Origin of the sequence: Hydrogenophaga sp. 70-12, from assembly GCF_001897365.1 — a bacterium.
In the GTDB taxonomy this organism is placed as follows: Bacteria; Pseudomonadota; Gammaproteobacteria; order Burkholderiales; family Burkholderiaceae_C; genus Hydrogenophaga; species Hydrogenophaga borbori.
On record NZ_MKSS01000105.1, the window covers coordinates 1 to 16,507 of the forward strand.

16 protein-coding genes and 1 pseudogene are annotated in these 16,507 nt (G+C 71.6%); 13 read left to right on the plus strand and 4 right to left on the minus strand.

Translation table 11 applies throughout. The features are described from left to right. The 9 genes and pseudogenes from BGO22_RS06710 to BGO22_RS06750 form a co-directional block, all read left to right on the plus strand. Positions 1-279, plus strand: a pseudogene (locus BGO22_RS06710) (ABC transporter ATP-binding protein); the annotation flags it as partial. Between the two features lie 26 nt (positions 280-305). Next, positions 306-2,795: a nitrite reductase large subunit NirB gene (gene nirB / locus BGO22_RS06715; protein WP_254668103.1), complete on the plus strand. Its 2,490-nt coding sequence runs from the start codon at positions 306-308 to the stop codon at positions 2,793-2,795. Then, a complete protein-coding gene (gene nirD, locus BGO22_RS06720; RefSeq protein WP_070397626.1) occupies positions 2,792-3,187 on the plus strand; it encodes a nitrite reductase small subunit NirD in 396 nt (131 codons plus the stop codon). The genes nirB and nirD overlap by 4 nt, the downstream gene beginning before the upstream one ends. Beyond that, positions 3,184-5,973: a nitrate reductase gene (locus BGO22_RS06725; protein ID WP_070397625.1), complete on the plus strand. Its 2,790-nt coding sequence runs from the start codon at positions 3,184-3,186 to the stop codon at positions 5,971-5,973. Before nirD ends, BGO22_RS06725 begins: the two co-directional genes overlap by 4 nt. Positions 5,974-6,043: 70 nt before the next feature. Beyond that, on the plus strand, positions 6,044-6,961 hold the full coding sequence (gene ybiB, locus BGO22_RS06730; RefSeq protein WP_070397624.1) for a DNA-binding protein YbiB: 918 nt from the start codon (positions 6,044-6,046) through the stop codon (positions 6,959-6,961). Beyond that, positions 6,942-7,730, plus strand: coding sequence for a uroporphyrinogen-III C-methyltransferase (gene cobA / locus BGO22_RS06735; protein WP_070397623.1), 789 nt, complete (start codon positions 6,942-6,944; stop codon positions 7,728-7,730). The genes ybiB and cobA overlap by 20 nt, the downstream gene beginning before the upstream one ends. Positions 7,731-7,770: 40 nt before the next feature. Further along, on the plus strand, positions 7,771-8,973 hold the full coding sequence (locus BGO22_RS06740; RefSeq protein WP_070397622.1) for a BaiN/RdsA family NAD(P)/FAD-dependent oxidoreductase: 1,203 nt from the start codon (positions 7,771-7,773) through the stop codon (positions 8,971-8,973). A 247-nt stretch (positions 8,974-9,220) separates the two neighbouring features. After that, entirely contained in the window at positions 9,221-9,433 is a 213-nt protein-coding gene (rpsU, locus tag BGO22_RS06745) for a 30S ribosomal protein S21 (RefSeq protein ID WP_009520186.1), read from the plus strand. 117 nt (positions 9,434-9,550) lie between these two features. Then, positions 9,551-9,997, plus strand: a complete 447-nt coding sequence (locus BGO22_RS06750; protein ID WP_070397621.1) for a GatB/YqeY domain-containing protein — start codon at positions 9,551-9,553, stop codon at positions 9,995-9,997. A gap of 42 nt (positions 9,998-10,039) precedes the next feature. On the opposite strand, the gene pmbA is transcribed toward BGO22_RS06750, so the two are convergent. Continuing rightward, positions 10,040-11,446, minus strand: coding sequence for a metalloprotease PmbA (gene pmbA, locus BGO22_RS06755; RefSeq protein ID WP_070397620.1), 1,407 nt, complete (start codon positions 11,444-11,446; stop codon positions 10,040-10,042). Between the two features lie 68 nt (positions 11,447-11,514). Between pmbA and yjgA the strand changes: the two genes are divergently transcribed. The 3 genes from yjgA to BGO22_RS06770 are packed head-to-tail and all read left to right on the plus strand — an operon-like array spanning position 11,515 to position 13,246. Continuing rightward, complete coding sequence (gene yjgA, locus BGO22_RS06760; RefSeq protein WP_070397619.1) at positions 11,515-12,147, plus strand: ribosome biogenesis factor YjgA; 633 nt, start codon at positions 11,515-11,517, stop codon at positions 12,145-12,147. Then, on the plus strand, positions 12,144-12,746 hold the full coding sequence (gene mog, locus BGO22_RS06765) for a molybdopterin adenylyltransferase (protein WP_070397618.1): 603 nt from the start codon (positions 12,144-12,146) through the stop codon (positions 12,744-12,746). The genes yjgA and mog overlap by 4 nt, the downstream gene beginning before the upstream one ends. 23 nt (positions 12,747-12,769) lie before the next feature. After that, positions 12,770-13,246 carry an FKBP-type peptidyl-prolyl cis-trans isomerase gene (locus BGO22_RS06770; RefSeq protein ID WP_070397617.1) on the plus strand — a complete coding sequence of 159 codons (477 nt, stop codon included), beginning with the start codon at positions 12,770-12,772 and terminating at the stop codon, positions 13,244-13,246. 93 nt (positions 13,247-13,339) lie between these two features. On the opposite strand, the gene cysE is transcribed toward BGO22_RS06770, so the two are convergent. Both cysE and BGO22_RS06780 read right to left on the minus strand, forming a co-directional pair. Next, a complete protein-coding gene (cysE, locus tag BGO22_RS06775; protein ID WP_070397616.1) occupies positions 13,340-14,113 on the minus strand; it encodes a serine O-acetyltransferase in 774 nt (257 codons plus the stop codon). A 28-nt stretch (positions 14,114-14,141) separates the two neighbouring features. Beyond that, positions 14,142-14,876, minus strand: coding sequence for an RNA methyltransferase (locus BGO22_RS06780; protein ID WP_286849727.1), 735 nt, complete (start codon positions 14,874-14,876; stop codon positions 14,142-14,144). Positions 14,877-15,003: 127 nt separating this feature from the next. On the opposite strand from BGO22_RS06780, the gene BGO22_RS06785 reads away from it, so the two are divergent. Next, positions 15,004-15,936, plus strand: a complete 933-nt coding sequence (locus tag BGO22_RS06785) for an inositol monophosphatase family protein (RefSeq protein ID WP_070397614.1) — start codon at positions 15,004-15,006, stop codon at positions 15,934-15,936. Between the two features lie 3 nt (positions 15,937-15,939). Here the strand turns inward: BGO22_RS06785 and BGO22_RS06790 are convergent. Beyond that, positions 15,940-16,507: sensor histidine kinase (locus tag BGO22_RS06790; RefSeq protein WP_286849728.1), on the minus strand; the 568-nt coding region annotated here is incomplete at its 5' end.

Here is a 16,507-nt window from a genome sequence, read left to right on the forward strand (position 1 = left end):
GAGCTGCGCAACACGGTGATGATGATCACGCACGACGTGGACGAGGCCGTGCTGCTGTCCGACCGCATCGTGATGATGACCAACGGCCCGGCGGCCACCATCGGCGAGGTCCTGGACATCGAGCTGGAGCGCCCGCGCGATCGCCTCGCGCTGTCCGACGACGCCCGCTACAACCACTACCGCCACGCGGTGCTGAGCTTCCTGCACGAGAAGCAACGCAAGGTGGAGCCGCTGTCGCGCGGCGCCAAGGCCCGGGCGTGCGAAGCCCTCAGCGCCTGAACCCACCACCGGCCAAGGAGAGCCCCATGGACATGCGCGCCCAGCCGCGGCAACGGATGAAACTGGTGATGGTGGGCAACGGCATGGCCGGCGTTCGCACGCTGGAGGAGCTGCTCAAGCTCGCCCCCGATCTCTACGACATCACGGTGTTCGGCGCCGAGCCGCACCCGAACTACAACCGCATCCTGCTCTCGCCGGTGCTCGCGGGCGAGCAGACGCTGGAGCAGATCGTGCTCAACGATTGGGCCTGGTACGCGGACAACGGCGTCGCGCTGCACGCCGGCTTCGAGGTGACCGAGGTCGACCGCGTCAAGCGGCTGGTGCATGCGCGCCACGCCAGCGGCGAAACGCTCAGCGCGCCCTACGACCGCCTGATCCTGGCCACCGGCTCCAAGCCCTTCATCCTGCCCATCCCGGGCAAGGAGCTGAAGGGCGTGCTGGCCTACCGCGACATCGCCGACACCCAGGCCATGATCGACGCCGCCGCGAAGTACCGGCACGCGGTGGTCATCGGCGGCGGCCTGCTGGGCCTGGAGGCCGCCAACGGCCTGATGAAGCGCGGCATGCGCGTGAGCGTGGTGCACGCGGCGCCCTGGCTGATGGAGCGCCAGCTGGACGACGTGGCGGGCGGGCTGCTGCTGCAGTCGCTGCAGTCGCGCGGCATGAACTTTCTCATCGGCGCGCAGACGCAGGCGCTGGTGGGTGGCGAGGACGGCCGCGTGAAGGCCGTGCGCTTCATGGACGGCCGCGAGGTCCCCGCCGACCTGGTGGTGATGGCCGTGGGCATCCGCCCCAACACCGCGCTGGCCGAGGCCATGAAGCTGCACGTCGAGCGCGGCATCGTGGTCAGCGACACCCTGCAGACCGTCACCGACCCGCGCATCTACGCCGTGGGTGAGTGCGCCGCGCACCGCGGCATCGCCTACGGGCTGGTGGCGCCGCTGTTCGAGCAGGGCAAGGTGCTGGCCACGCACCTGGCCGAGTTCGGCATCGGCCGCTACACCGGCTCGCTCACCTCCACCAAGCTCAAGGTCACGGGCATCGACCTGTTCTCGGCCGGCCAGTTCATGGGCGGCGAGGGCACCGACGAGATCGTCATGAGCGACCCCGGCGGCGGCGTCTACAAAAAGCTGGTGATCCGGGACGACAAGCTGGTGGGCGCCTGCCTGTACGGCGACACCGTGGACGGCAGTTGGTACTTCAAGCTGCTGCGCGAGGGCCGCAGCGTGGCCGACATCCGCGACAAGCTGATGTTCGGGGAGTCCAACATCGGCGACACCGGGCACGAAGGCCACCACAATGCCGCCGCCATGCCCGACGCGGCCGAGGTCTGCGGCTGCAACGGCGTCAGCAAGGGCGCCATCTGCCAGGCCATCAAGGACAAGGGCCTGTTCACGCTGGACGAGGTGCGCCGGCACACCAAGGCCAGCGCCAGCTGCGGCTCCTGCACCGGCCTGGTGGAACAGATCCTGATGGCCACCGCCGGCGGCGACTACTCGGCCGCGCCGAAGCTCAAGGCCCTGTGCGGCTGCACCGAGCACGGCCACCAGGCGGTGCGCGACGCCATCCGCGACCGCAAGTACCTCAGCACCGCCGAGGTCTTCGCCGGCCTGGGCTGGCGCACGCCCAACGGCTGCGCCACCTGCCGCCCGGCCGTGAATTACTACCTCATCAGCACCTGGCCGAAAGAAGCCAGGGACGACCCGCAGAGCCGCTTCATCAACGAGCGTTGCCACGCCAACATCCAGAAGGACGGCACCTACAGCGTGATCCCGCGCATGTGGGGCGGCGAGACCACGGCGGCCGAGCTGCGCCGCATCGCCGACGTGGTGGACAAGTACCGGATCCCCACCGTCAAGGTCACGGGCGGCCAGCGCATCGACCTGCTCGGCGTGAAAAAGGAAGACCTGCAATCGGTCTGGACCGACCTGGCCATGCCCAGCGGCCATGCCTACGCCAAGGCGCTGCGCACCGTGAAGACCTGCGTGGGCAGCGAGTGGTGCCGCATGGGCACGCAGGACAGCACGCAGATGGGCAAGGACCTGGAGCGCGCCATGTGGCGCATGTACGCGCCGCACAAGGTGAAGTTCGCCGTCAGCGGCTGCCCACGCAACTGCGCCGAGGCCGGCATCAAGGACGTGGGCATCATCGGCGTGGACTCGGGCTGGGAGATGGTCATCGCGGGCAACGGTGGCATCAAGACCGAGGTGGCGCAGTTCCTGGTCAAGCTCAAGACCGCCGAGGAAGTGCTGGAATACACCGGCGCCTTCATGCAGCTCTACCGCCTGGAGGGCTGGTACCTGGAGCGCACCGTGCACTACGTGGCGCGCGTGGGCATCGACCACGTCAGGCGGCGCATCCTCGACGACGCCGAGGGCCGCAAGGCGCTGTGGGCGCAGCTGCAGGCCGCGCTCGACGGCGAGCCCGACCCCTGGTTCGAGCACGAGAAGGCCGCGCTGGACACGCGCCAGTTCATTCCCATTGAGCCCACGGCCGTTGAAGGGAGCGCCGCATGAGCCTTCCCGCCCCATGGACGCCCGTGTGCCGCGTCGAAGACATCCCCGTGCTGGGCTCGCGCACCGTGCGCCGCCCCGTGGGCCTGGACGTGGCCGTGTTCCGCAACGCCGAGGGCGGCGTGTTCGCCCTGCTCGACCGCTGCCCGCACAAGGGTGGCCCGCTGAGCCAGGGCATCGTGTTCGACCAGCGCGTGGCCTGCCCGCTGCACAACTGGACCATCGGCCTGGCCGACGGCTGCGCCCAGGCGCCCGACGAGGGCTGCACGCCGCGCTTCGCGGTGCGCGTGGCCGACGGCCTGGTGCACCTGGACGCGGGCGAACTCGCCACGCACGCCACCGACCTCACCCGGCCCGTGGCCGGCCCACCCACGCGGCGCCGCGAGAGCGCATGACCGAAACCCGTTCCACCTGCCCCTACTGCGGCGTGGGCTGCGGGGTGCTCATCGACAGCGAGGGCGATCGCATCACCGGCGTGCGCGGCGACCCCGCGCACCCGGCCAACGCCGGGCGCCTGTGCAGCAAGGGCCAGACCCTGCACCTCACCGCCGCCCCCCACGTGGCACGCCAGACGCGCCTGCTGCACCCCCAGGTCCGTGCCGCGCGCGGCGCCGCGCCGCAGCGCACCACCTGGGACGAGGCCTTGGATCTGGCCGCGCGCCGCTTCAACGGCGCCATCGCCACGCACGGCCCCGACGCGGTGGGCTTCTACATCAGCGGCCAGCTGCTCACCGAGGACTACTACGCCTTCAACAAGCTCGCCAAGGGGCTGATCGGCACCAACAACATCGACACCAACTCGCGCCTGTGCATGAGCAGCGCCGTCGCCGGCTACAAGCTCACCCTGGGCGCCGACGCGCCACCGACCTGCTACGAGGACCTGGACCACGCCGGCTGCGTGTTCATCGCCGGCAGCAACACCGCCTACGCGCACCCGGTGCTGTTCCGCCGCCTGGAAGACGCGCGCCGCGCGCGCCCCGGCATGAAGCTGATCGTGGCCGACCCGCGCCGCACCGACACCGCCGAGGCGGCCGACCTGCACCTGCCGCTGCAGCCCGGCAGCGACACGCTGCTGTTCCACGGCCTGCTGCACCTCATGCTGCGGGAAGGCTGGACCGACACCGCCTACATCGCGGCCCACACGCGCGGCTTCGAGGCCCTGGAGGCCCTGGTGCGCGACTGCACGCCGGCGCGCGTGGCCCAGGCCTGCGGCCTGGAGGTGCACGACCTGATCACCGCCGCGCGCTGGTTCGCCACCGGCGCCAGCGGCGACCCGCAAGCCCGCGGCGCCACGCTCAGCCTGTACTGCCAGGGCCTCAACCAGAGCAGCAGCGGCACCGCCAAGAACGCCGGCCTGATCAACCTGCACCTGGCCACCGGCCAGATCGGCCGGCCGGGCGCCGGGCCGTTCAGCCTGACGGGCCAGCCCAACGCCATGGGCGGGCGCGAGGTGGGCGGCCTGGCCAACCTGCTCTCGGCGCACCGCGACCTGGCCAACCCCGCGCACCGCGCCGAGGTGGCCGCGCTGTGGGGCATTCCCTCGGTGCCGGAAAAACCCGGGCTCAGCGCCGTGGAGCTGTTCGAGGCCGCCGCCGACGGCGCCGTGAAAGCCCTGTGGATCGCGTGCACCAACCCGGCGCAGTCCATGCCCGACCAGCGCACCGTGCGCCGCGCCCTGCAGCGCGCCGAGTTCGTGGTGCTGCAAGAGGCCTTCGCCACCACCGCCACCGCCGGCTTCGCCGACCTGCTGCTGCCCGCCACCACCTGGGGCGAGAAGGACGGCACCGTCACCAACAGCGAGCGGCGCATCAGCCGCGTGCGCGCGGCCGTGCCGCCGCCCGGCGAGGCGCGACACGACTGGCGCATCGTGGTCGACTTCGCCCGCCGCCTGCGCCCGGGCCATGCGCTCTTTCCCCACGAGACGCCCGAAGCCCTCTGGCGGGAGCACCGCGAGTCCACGCGCGGGCGCGACCTGGACATCACCGGCCTGAGCTACGCCCAGCTCGACCGGGACGGCCCCCAACAGTGGCCGCTGCGCGAAGGCGACACGCAAGGAAAGGCGCGCCTCTACGGCGACGGCGTCTTCCCCACCCCCGACGGCCGCGCCCGCTTCGCCGCCCTGCCCCACCGGCCGCTGGCCGAGCCACGCGAACCGCGCTACCCCTTCTCGCTCACCACCGGCCGCCTGCGCGACCAGTGGCACGGCATGGGCCGCACCGGCACCCTGGGCCGCCTGTTCGGCCACGTGGCCGAGCCGGCCGTGCAGCTGAACGCGGGCGACATGCAGCGCCTGGCCTTGCGCGACGGCGAGCTGGTGCACGTCACCAGCCGGCGCGGCAGCCTCGTGCTGCCCGCCCAGGCCAGCGGGCAGGTCGCGCCGGCCCAGGCCTTCATCGCCATGCACTGGGGCCCCGAGTACCTGGGCGGGCGCAGCAGCGCCGGCGAGCCGCTGGCCGGCGTCAACGCCCTCACCACCTCGGCCCGCTGCCCCGGCTCCCAGCAGCCCGAGCTCAAGCACGCGGCGGTGAAGGTACTCAAGGCCGAACTGCCCTGGACCCTGCTGGCCCTGGCCTGGCTGCCCGAGGAACGCGCCCTGGCCACGCAGGCCACGCTGCGCGCCCTGATGGCCGAATTCCCGTTCGCCAGCTGCGTGCCCTTCGGACGGGAGCGCACCGGCCTGCTGTTTCGCGCCGCCGCGCACGGGCCGGCGCCGCCCGCGCTGCTGGACCGCCTGGAAACCCTGCTGGGCCTGGACACGCCCGAGACCCTGCGCTATGCCGACCGCCGCCTGGGCCAGCGCCGCGCCGCGCGCCTGCGCCGCACGGACGACCAGGGCCAGCGGCTGGACGCCGTGCTGCTGGCCGGCGACACCCGCGCCGAGGCCTGGCTCAAGCCCCTGCTGCAGGACGACCGGCCCGCCGACGCCTACGGCCGGCGCCTGCTGATGCCCGGCGGCCACGCCCCGGTGGCCGAGGCCCCGCGCGGGCGGCAGGTCTGCACCTGCCTCAACGTCAGCGACAGCGCCATCCGCGCCTGCCTGGCGCGCATGGGCGACACCCCGGGCAACGACGAGGAACGCCTGGCCCAGCTGCAGACCCAACTGCGCTGCGGCACCCAATGCGGCTCCTGCCTGCCCGAGCTGCGTCGCCTGGTGCGCGAGCGCGACACCGCGCCGGCCTGATTCCTGCTCTGGGCATGGAAGGCCTTCATATAACGACAAGTCATCAAGCCTGCCAGACAATCCCCCGACCATGGGCATCAGCCAGTACATCAAGGAGATCGGCCGCGGCAAAGACGGCGCGCGGGCGCTGACGCGCGCGCAGGCCGCCGACCTGATGGGCCAGGTGCTCGACGGGGCCGTGAGCGACCTCGAACTGGGCGGCTTCTGCCTGGCCATGCGCATCAAGGGCGAAACGCCCGAGGAGATGGCCGGCTTCCTCGACGCCACGCACGCGCGCCTGCGCCGCGTGCCGGGCAACAGCCGGCCCATCGTGGTGCTGCCCAGCTACAACGGCGCGCGCAAGCTGCCGCTGCTCACGCCGCTGCTGGCCCTACTGCTGGCGCGCCGGGGCGCGGCGGTGCTGGTGCACGGCACCGCCACCGAAGACCGGCGGGTCACCGCCGAGGCGGTGTTCGCCGCGCTGGGCGTGGCGCCGGCCGCGCCGGCCCAGGCCATCGCGCCCGGCGCCTGCGCCTTCGTGCCCACCGAGGCCCTGCTGCCCGGCCTCAAGCGCCTGCTGGACGTGCGCCGCAGCGTGGGCCTGCGCAACCCGGGCCACAGCCTGGTCAAACTCATGAACCCGGTGCACGGGCCCGCGCTGATCGTGGGCAGCCACACCCACCCCGAATACGTCGTCAGCATGGCCGCCACCTTCGCGCTCACCGGCGCGCACGCGCTGCTGCTGCGCGGCACCGAGGGCGAGCCCGTGGCCGACGCCCGCCGCCAGCCGCGCATCGAGGCGTTGCGCGACGGCCAGCGCATCGAGCGCATCGCCGCCCAGGACGGCCCGCTCGCGCAACTGCCCGAGCTGCCGGCCATCGACCCGGCCGCCACCGCCGCCTACACCCGCGCCGTGCTCGACGGCCAGGCCCCCCTGCCCGCGCCCATCGCGCGCCAGGCCGACTGCATCCTTGCCGAGATCCACGCCGATGAACGCACCACCGCCTGATTTCCTGCCCGGCACCGTCACGCTCGTGGGCGCCGGCCCGGGCGACCCGGAACTGCTCACGCTCAAGGCGGTGCGCGCCATCGGCGCGGCCACCGTGCTGCTGGTGGACGACCTCGTCAACGAAGCGGTGCTGGAACACGCCAGCCCGCAGGCGCGCATCGTGCGCGTGGGCAAGCGCGGCGGCTGCCGCAGCACACCGCAGGCCTTCATCGACAAGCTCATGCTGATGGCCGCGCGCGAGGGCGAGGTGGTGGTGCGCCTCAAGGGCGGCGACCCCTTCGTCTTCGGCCGCGGCGGCGAGGAGATCGAGCACCTGCAGGCCGAGGGCGTCGCGGTGCGCGTGGTCAACGGCATCACCTCGGGGCTGGCGGCGGTCACCGCGCTGGGCGTGCCGCTCACGCACCGCGATCACGCGCACGGCGTGGTCTTCATCACCGGCCACGCCAAGCCCGGCGACGCCGGCACCGATTGGCCCGCCCTGGCCGCCACCGCGCGCGACGCCAAGCTCACCCTGGTCATCTACATGGGCGTGAGCGGCGCGGCGCAGATCGAGCAAGGCCTGCTCGCCGGCCTGCCGGGCGACACGCCGCTGGCGGTGGTGCAGCACGCCAGCCTGCCGCAGCAGCGCCACGCGATCGGCACCCTGGACGACCTGTGCGGCTGCCTGCGGCGCGAGGGCCTGGGCAGCCCCTCGGTGATCGTGGTGGGCGACGTGCTGCGCGGCCTGGCCTCGCTGGCGCGGCCCGAGCCGGCCAGCCGCGCCGCCTGAAGCGCGGGAAGCGCCGCGCGCGCTGGCTACACTGCCGCGCGTGCAAACCTTCGACGCCATCATCGTCGGCGCCGGCGCCGCCGGCCTGTTCTGCGCCGGCATCGCCGGCCAGCGCGGGCGGCGCGTGCTGCTGATCGACCACAGCCCCAAGATCGCCGAGAAGATCCGCATCTCCGGCGGCGGGCGCGCCAACTTCACCAACCGCGACCTCGACCCGCGCGCGCCGCAGAAGCACTTCGTGGGCGAGAACCCGAACTTCTGCCGCTCGGCGCTCTCGCGCTACACCCCCACCGACTTCATCGGCCTGCTGCAGCGCCACGGCGTCGCCTGGCACGAAAAGCACAGGGGCCAGCTGTTCTGCGACCGCTCGGCCGACGACCTGATCCAGGTGCTGCTGCGCGAGTGCGAGGCCGGCGGCGTCGACCGCTGGCAGCCCTGCGCCGTGCGGGCCGTGCGGCAGGACGGCGACGGCGCCTACGCGCTGGACACCGACCGCGGCCCGGTGCGTGCCCCGAAGCTGGTGGTGGCCACCGGTGGCCTGCCCGTCCCGCAGATCGGCGCCAGCGACTTCGGCCTGCGCCTGGCGGCCCAGTTCGGGCTGCGCGTGGTCGAACCGCGCCCCGCCCTGGTGCCGCTGACCTTCGACGGCGCCGCCTGGGCGCCCTACGCGGGCCTGGCCGGGCTCGCGCTGCCGGTGCGCATCGAGACCGGCGGCAAGAAAGACCGCATGGCCTTCGACGAAGACCTGCTCTTCACCCACCGCGGCCTGTCGGGCCCGGCGGTGCTGCAGATCTCCAGCTACTGGCAGGCCGGTGCGCCGATCCGCCTGAACCTGGCGCCCGACACCGACCTGGGCGCGGCCCTGAGCGAAGCCAAGCGCCGATCGCGCAAGCGGCTGGCCAACGAACTGGCCCAGTGGGTGCCCGCCCGCCTGGCCGACGCCTGGGCCGCCCAGGACGGCGACTGGCAGCGCCCCGTGATGGAAACCGCCGACCGCGCCCTGGCCCGCCTGGCCGAGCGCCTGCAGCGCTGGGAGCTGGTGCCCACCGGCACCGAGGGCTGGCGCAAGGCCGAGGTCATGCGCGGCGGGGTGGACACCCACGAGCTGTCCCAGCAGACCCTGGAATCGCGCCAGGCCGGGCTGTTCTTCATCGGCGAGGTGGTGGACGTGACCGGCTGGCTCGGCGGGTACAACTTCCAGTGGGCCTGGGCCTCGGCCCACGCCTGCGCCCAGGCGCTCTGAGCGTGGGCCCCCACGCCCCACCGCTGCGCGGGTCGCTGCCCGCCCGCGGGGGCTGATCGGCCTGGAGACGGCCCGGCGGCGGGTCGACCCGGGTAGCGAGCGCTGTAGAAACGTCTATAATCGCGGGCTTTGCTGGCAAATTCCCGTCGGCCAATACTAGTTTCAGACGGGACACCTCGCAGCCAAGAAGGCCGGGCCTGATCTTCCCCGCCATCCTCTGGCCGCATATTCAGGAATCGATCGATACATGACCACCATCCGTGTCAAAGACAACGAGCCCTTCGACGTGGCTCTGCGTCGCTTCAAGCGCACCATTGAAAAACTCGGCCTGCTGACCGACCTCCGCGCCCGCGAGTTCTACGAGAAGCCCACCGCCGAGCGCAAGCGCAAGAAAGCCGCCGCGGTCAAGCGCCATTTCAAGCGCGTTCGTTCCATGCAGCTGCCCAAGAAGCTGTACTGAACGAAGCCGGTCCGTCCGGCACCGAAAGCCCGCTCCAGGACGCTAGAGCGGGCTTTTTCGTTTCCCCTTCCCTCTTTCCTGCGCTGCGCCTGCCGGCAGCGCCACCGGAGCGACACCATGAGCCTCAAAGCCCGCATCACCGACGACATGAAAGCCGCCATGCGCGCCAAGGAAACCGAGCGCCTGGCCACCATCCGCCTGCTGACGGCGGCGATCAAGCAGAAGGAAGTGGACGAGCGCATCGAACTCGACGACGCCGCCGTGGTGGGCGTGATCGACAAGATGGTCAAGCAGCGCAAGGACTCCATCGCCGCCTTCGAACAGGGCAATCGCCCCGACCTGGCGGCCAAGGAAGCCGCCGAGCTGACCGTGCTGCAGGCCTACCTGCCCGAGCGCCTGTCGGCCGAGGCCGTGGCGGCCGAGGTAAAGGCCATCGTGGCGGAACTGGGCGCCAAGGGACCGGGCGACATGGGCAAGGTCATGGGCGCGGTGAAAACGCGCCTGGCGGGCAAGGCCGACATGGGGCAGGTGTCGGCGGCGGTGAAGGCGGCGCTGGCGGGATAAGCCGCGGGCGCGGCGCCCAGGCGGCGCCCGCCGCCGCTGGCATCAACTGCCGGCGACCTTCATGCGGTTCACCAGCACCGATCCCACCGTCTTGGCGCCGTAGTTGTAGGCGTCCGCGCCCACGGCCTCGACGCCCATGAGCATGTCCTTGAGGTTGCCGGCGATGGTGATCTCCTGCACCGGGTAGGCGATCACGCCGTCCTCGACCCAGTAGCCCGCGGCGCCGCGCGAGTAGTCGCCCGTGACGGGGTTGACGCCCTGGCCCATGAGCTCGGTGACGAACAGGCCACGGCCCAGCTTCCTGAGCATGGCGTCGAGGTCGTCGCCCGCCTTCGTGCGCCGGCTGGTCAGCGTGAGGTTGTGCGACCCGCCCGCGTTGCCGGTGGTGCGCATGCCCAGCTTGCGCGCCGAGTAGGTGGACAGGAAATAGCCCTGCACCACACCCCCCTCGACCACGCGGCGGGGCGCGGTGCGCACGCCCTCGTCGTCGAACGGCGAGCTGCCCTTGCCGCCGCGCACGAAGGGGTCCTCGTCGATGTCCAGGTGAGCGGCCATGGCCGGCTTGCCCAGGCTGTCGGCCAGGAAGCTGGTCTTGCGGTACAGCGCGCCGCCGCTGGTGGCCTGCACATAGGCGCCCAGCAGGCCGGCGGCCAGGGGCGATTCGAACAGCACCGGGCACTCGGTGGTGGCGATCTTTCGCGCGCGCAGGCGCGAGAGCGCGCGCTCGGCGGCGTAACGGCCCACGGCCTCGGGCGTGGCCAGGTCCTGCGGCGCGCGCATGGAGCTGTACCAGTAGTCGCGCTGCATCTGCGCGCCCTTGCCGGCGATGGGCGCCACCGACAGGCTGTGGCGCGAGCTGGCGTAGCCGCCGCTGAAGGTGCCGTCGCCGCCGCGCTCGCCGCCACGCAGGTGCGCGCCGAAGAAGTGCGACTGCTGCGCCGAGACGCTGGCGCCTTCGCTGTTGGTGATCTTCTTGCTGGTGGCAAAGGCCGCGGCCTCGCAGGCCAGGGCCAGTTCGGCGGCCTGCTCCGAGGTGACGGCCCAGGGGTGGAAGAGGTCCAGGTCGCGCGCGCGGTCGGCCCGAGAGGCCACGTCCTGCGCGTCGGGCAGGCCCGCCACGGGGTCTTCGGCGGTGAAGCGGGCGATGTCGTAGGCGGCCTGTACGGTCTGGCGCACGGCGGCGGCGGAGAAGTCGGAGGTGCTGGCGTTGCCGCGGCGGCGGCCCAGGTAAACCGTGACGCCCAGGGACTTGTCGCGGTTGCGCTCGACGTTTTCCAGCTCGCCCTTGCGCACCGACACGCTCAGGCCCGCGCCCTCGGAAACTTCGGCCGCGGCGTCGGCCGCGCCCAGGGATTTGGCGTGGCCCAGGGCCAGATCGACCAGTTCCTCGAACTGGTGGCGGCTGTACTGGAATCCGGGCAAGGGGGTGTTCGAGGCGGTCTTGGACATGGCGGCCGCTATGATACGGGCCCCTTTGCGAGACGTCCGCCGCCCCGCACAAGCCCCATCCCTTCCCCATGTCGCGCAAACCCACCCGAGGCTATTTCGTTCGCGGCCACTTTGTTGCCGAGGGCAGCGAGCTCGACCAGGAGCTCAAGCGCGACGCCAAGGGCGGCGAACTGAGCAAGACCGACCTGAAGAAGCTCAGCGATCGCCTGCAGAACCTGGGCGAGCAGCTGCTCACGCTGCGCGGCGACCTGTTCAACCGCCTGGGCCTGGACGACCGCCTGGTCGATTCGCTGGCCGAGGCGCGGCGCATCACCAACTTCGAGGGCCGGCGCCGGCAGATGCAGTACATCGGCAAGCTCATGCGCAAGCTGCCCGACGAGACCATCGCCGCCATCGAGGCCGCCATCGAGGAGCAGCAGCGGCCCTCGGCCGAGGCCACGCTGCAGCTGCACCAGGCCGAACAGTGGCGCGACCGCCTGATCGCCGACGACGGCGCCCTCACCGACTGGCTGGCCCAGGACGCCGGGGCCGACGTGCAGCAGCTGCGCACCCTCATCCGCCAGGCCCGCAAGGACGCGCAGGCCGTGAAGGAACGGCCCGGCGAGGCGCAGCGCCATGGCAAGGCCTACCGAGAGATCTTCCAACACGTCAAGGCCGCGCTGGCGCGCGGCGAAGGCGACGAACCCGGCGACCCAGCATGAGCGAACCCTCTCCCGCGCACGACCCGGTGCGCATCGGCATCGTCTCCATCAGCGACCGCGCCAGCAGCGGCGTCTACCAGGACCAGGGCCTGCCCGCGCTGCAGGACTGGCTGACGCGCGCACTGAAGAACCCCATCACTTTCGAGGCCCGCCTCATCCCCGACGAACAGGCGCGTATCAGCGAGACGCTCATCGAGCTGGTGGACCTGGGCTGCGCGCTGGTGCTCACCACCGGCGGCACCGGCCCGGCCAAGCGCGACGTGACGCCCGAGGCCACGCTGGCCGTGGCGCACAAGGAGATGCCGGGCTTCGGCGAGCAGATGCGCCAGGTGAGCCTGGCCTTCGTGCCCACGGCCATCCTCTCGCGCCAGGTCGCCGTCATCCGCGACGAATCGCTGATCATCAACCTGCCCGGCCAGCCCAAGGCCATCGCCGAAACGCTGGAAGGCGCGAAGAACGCCGACGGCTCGGTGCGCGTCAACGGCATCTTCTCGGCCGTGCCCTACTGCATCGACCTCATCGGCGGCCCGTACATCGAAACGCACGACGAAGTGATCAAGGCCTGGCGCCCGAAGAACGCGGTGCGCCCCGCCCGCTGAAGCCACCACCCGAGGAACCCGCCATGAAAATCGAAAAAGACACCGTCGTCACCGTCACCGCGCGCATCCAGAACGCCCAAGGCAAGGTGCTGGACGAAGGCAAGACCGCGCGCGCCTACCTGCACGGCGGCTACGGCAACACGCTGCACGGCATCGAGGTGGCGCTGGAGGGACAGGAAAAGGGCTTCGGCACCACCGTCACCCTGCAGCCCTCGCTGGCCTTCGGCGAACGCGACGAATCCCTGGTCACCAGCATCCCGAAGACGCAGTTCCCGCCCGGCATCAAGGTCGGCGGCCAGCTGGAAGGCTCCGACGAGCAGGGCCGGCGCCACCTGTTCACCGTCAAGAAGATCAAGGGTGACACCGTGCACCTCGACGGCAACCACCCGCTCGCGGGCGAAGACCTGACCATCACCCTGAAGGTGCTGGACGTGCGCGCGGCCTCGCCCGAGGAAATCCAGCACGGCCACGCGCACGGCGCGCACGGCCACCACCACTGACCCCCCTTCGCCGGCCGGACGGCCGTCTTCCCCCCGGGAACGGTGGCTGCGGCCCGGCAAATACCGGTGCCGCGGCGCCACAGGCTCAGGACCTCACTTGCCCACCAGCTGGTTGAGCTTGTCGGCCTGGAAGTGCTCTTCGCGCTGGGCGTCCCGGGGCACGCAGTCGCGCTCGCGCGCCTCGGCCAGTTTCTCGATCGCCTGCCACAGCAGCGCGATCTGGTGCTCCTGGCTGGCGGTGCTGTCGATCAGGCTGCGCATGGCCTGCGACAGCGGGTCGTCTTCCTGGGTGATGCCGTAGGCCGAGAACTTGGGCTTGGCGTCTTCGGTCACGTCGGCGCTCTCGCCCTTCTTGCTGGGGATGATGCGGGCCGGAATGCCCACGGCCGTGGCGCCCGCGGGCACGGGCTTGATCACCACCGCGTTGCTGCCGATCTTGGCGCCGTCGCCGACCTCGAAGCCACCCAGCACCTTGGCGCCCGCGCTCACCACCACGTCGCGGCCCAGCGTGGGGTGGCGCTTGGTGCCCTTGTACAGCGAGGTGCCGCCCAGGGTGACGCCCTGGTAGATGGTGCAGCCGTCGCCGATCTCGGCCGTCTCGCCCACCACCGTGCCCATGGCGTGGTCGAAGAACACCCGCTCGCCGATCTTCGCGCCCGGGTGGATTTCGATGCCGGTGAAGAAGCGGCCCAGGTGCGAGATGAAGCGCCCCAGCCACTTGAAGCCACGGTTCCAGCAGCCATGCGCCAGGCGGTGCAGCACCACGGCGTGCAGGCCCGGGTAACACGTCAGCACTTCGAAGGTGCTGCGCGCGGCCGGGTCGCGCTCAAGGATGCATTGGACGTCGGAGCGGAGGCGGTCGAACATGAGACGGGCTGTATCAGGGCCGTGCAGTCTAGCGTTTCGCGCGCTCGGCGGTCTGCAGCATGGCGCGGGCAACACCGCGAAGAATGTGGACTTCTTCGTCGGTGGGTTGCGCGCGGTTGAAGAGTTGTTGCAGGCGCGGCATCAGCTTCTTGGGCGCGGCCGGGTCCAGGAAGTCCACCGCCACCAGGGCCTGCTGCAGGTGCTCCAGCATGCCGGCCACGGCCGCCGCGTCGGCTCCCGGGCGCGCGGCCACGGGCGAGTCGACCGCGAAGCCCCCCAGGGCCTGGCGCCAGTCGTAGGCGATGAGCTGCACCGCGGCCGCCAGGTTGAGCGAGCCATAGCCCGGCGCGGTGGGAATGGACAGGGCCGCGTGGCAACGGTAGACGTCCTCGTTGGCCATGCCGAAGCGCTCGCTGCCGAACAGGAAGGCCACGCCGGACGGCGGCGCGGGCTCGGCCAACAGGGCGGCGAAGTGCTCGCGCGGGGCCCGCGTGGGCGGGCCGAAGTCGCGCGGCGTCATGGCGGTGGCGCACAGGTGGGTGATGCCGTCCAGGGCTTCGTCCAGCGTGTCGACCACGCGCGTCTTGGCCAGCACGTCGGTGGCGCCGCTGGCGCGCTGGATGGTCTCCTCCTTGCGCAGCACGTTGGACCAGCGCGGGCGCACCAGCACCAGTTCGTCGAAGCCCATGACCTTGAGGGCGCGCGCGGCGCCGCCGACGTTGCCGGCGTGGCTGGTTTCGATCAGGACGAAGCGGGTTTTCATGCGGGGAACGGCGTTGGGCGCCGGCCTAGTAAAATCGCCCGCCATTGTCGCCGCCCGCATCGCCGGGCCCGGCGCGCCCCCACCCCCTGCTCTTCACCGTTGCGCCCCGGCGCGAAGGTCACAATCCATGTCGTCCAGCTACCACCCCATGCTCAACGTGGCCATCAAGGCCGCGCGCGCCGCCGGCGCCATCATCAACCGCGCCGCGCTCGACGTTGAAGCCGTGCGGGTGACGGCCAAGCAGACCAACGATTTCGTCACCGAGATCGACCACGCGGCCGAGGCCGCGATCATCGAGACCCTGAAAACCGCCTACCCCGGCCACGGAATCTGGGCCGAGGAGTCCGGCCAGCAGCCCGGCAAGGGCCGCGAAAAGGACCACGTGTGGATCATCGATCCGCTGGACGGCACCACCAACTTCATCCACGGCTTTCCCGTCTACTGCGTGAGCATCGCGCTCATGGTGGGCAACCGCATCGAGCAGGCCGTGGTGTACGACCCCTCCCGAAACGACCTGTTCTGCGCCACGCGGGGGCGCGGCGCCTACCTGAACGAGCGCCGCATCCGCGTGGCCAAGCGCACCTCGCTGCGCGACTGCCTGCTGTCCACGGGCTTCCCGTTCCGCCCGGGCGACGCCTTCCAGACCTACATGCAGATGCTGGGCGAGGTCATGCCCAAGGTGGCTGGCGTGCGCCGCCCGGGCTCGGCCGCGCTGGACCTGGCCTACGTGGCCGCCGGCTTTTCCGACGGCTTCTTCGAGATGGGCCTGTCGCCCTGGGACGTGGCGGCGGGCGCGCTGCTGGTGACCGAGGCCGGCGGCCTGATCGGCAACTTCACCGGCGAGCCGGACTTCCTGGAGCAGAAGGAATGCCTGGCAGCCAACCCCCGGGTCTATGGCCAACTGGTGGCCCTGACGGGCAAGTACAGCAAGTTCGCCAGCGCGGGCGACAAGGCCGCGGTGCGCCAGGCCCGCGCGGCGGCGCGCAAGACGGTGGGCAAGCCCGCCGCCCCCGAGGCGGACGCGGCGCCGGACACCGAGGACCCCGCCGAGCGCGAGTGAGCCTCAGGCCCGGGGCAGGCTGAACCAGAACGTGGCGCCCTGCCCCGGCGCCGATTCGGCCCAGACACGGCCGCCGTGCCGCTCGACGATGCGCTGGACGATGGCCAACCCGACCCCCATGCCCGGCACCTCGCTGTTGGCGTGCAGGCGCTGGAACAGGCCGAACAGCTTGGCCGCGCGCGCCATGTCGAAGCCCATGCCGTTGTCGCGCACGAAGTAGGCGTGCAGGGCTGGGTCATGGCCCAGCCACACGCGCGGCTCCGCCTGCTGGCGCGAGTACTTCATGGCGTTGTCCACCAGGTTGCTCAGCACCTGACGCAGGAGGGTGGCATCGCCCAGGGCCTCGGGCAGCTCGCCCACCTCGATGGGCAGCTGCGGCGCCTGCGGCCCCAGCGACTCGGCCACGGCGTGGGCCAGCGCGGTCATGTCCAACGGCCGGGGCTCCAGTTCCACCTGCACCACGCGCAGCAGCTCCAGCATGTCGGTGATCATCTGCCCCATGTTGCGCGCCGAGCGCGAAATGCGCAGGAACATCTCGCGCCCGCTCTCGCTCAGTCGCTGCGACTCCTCC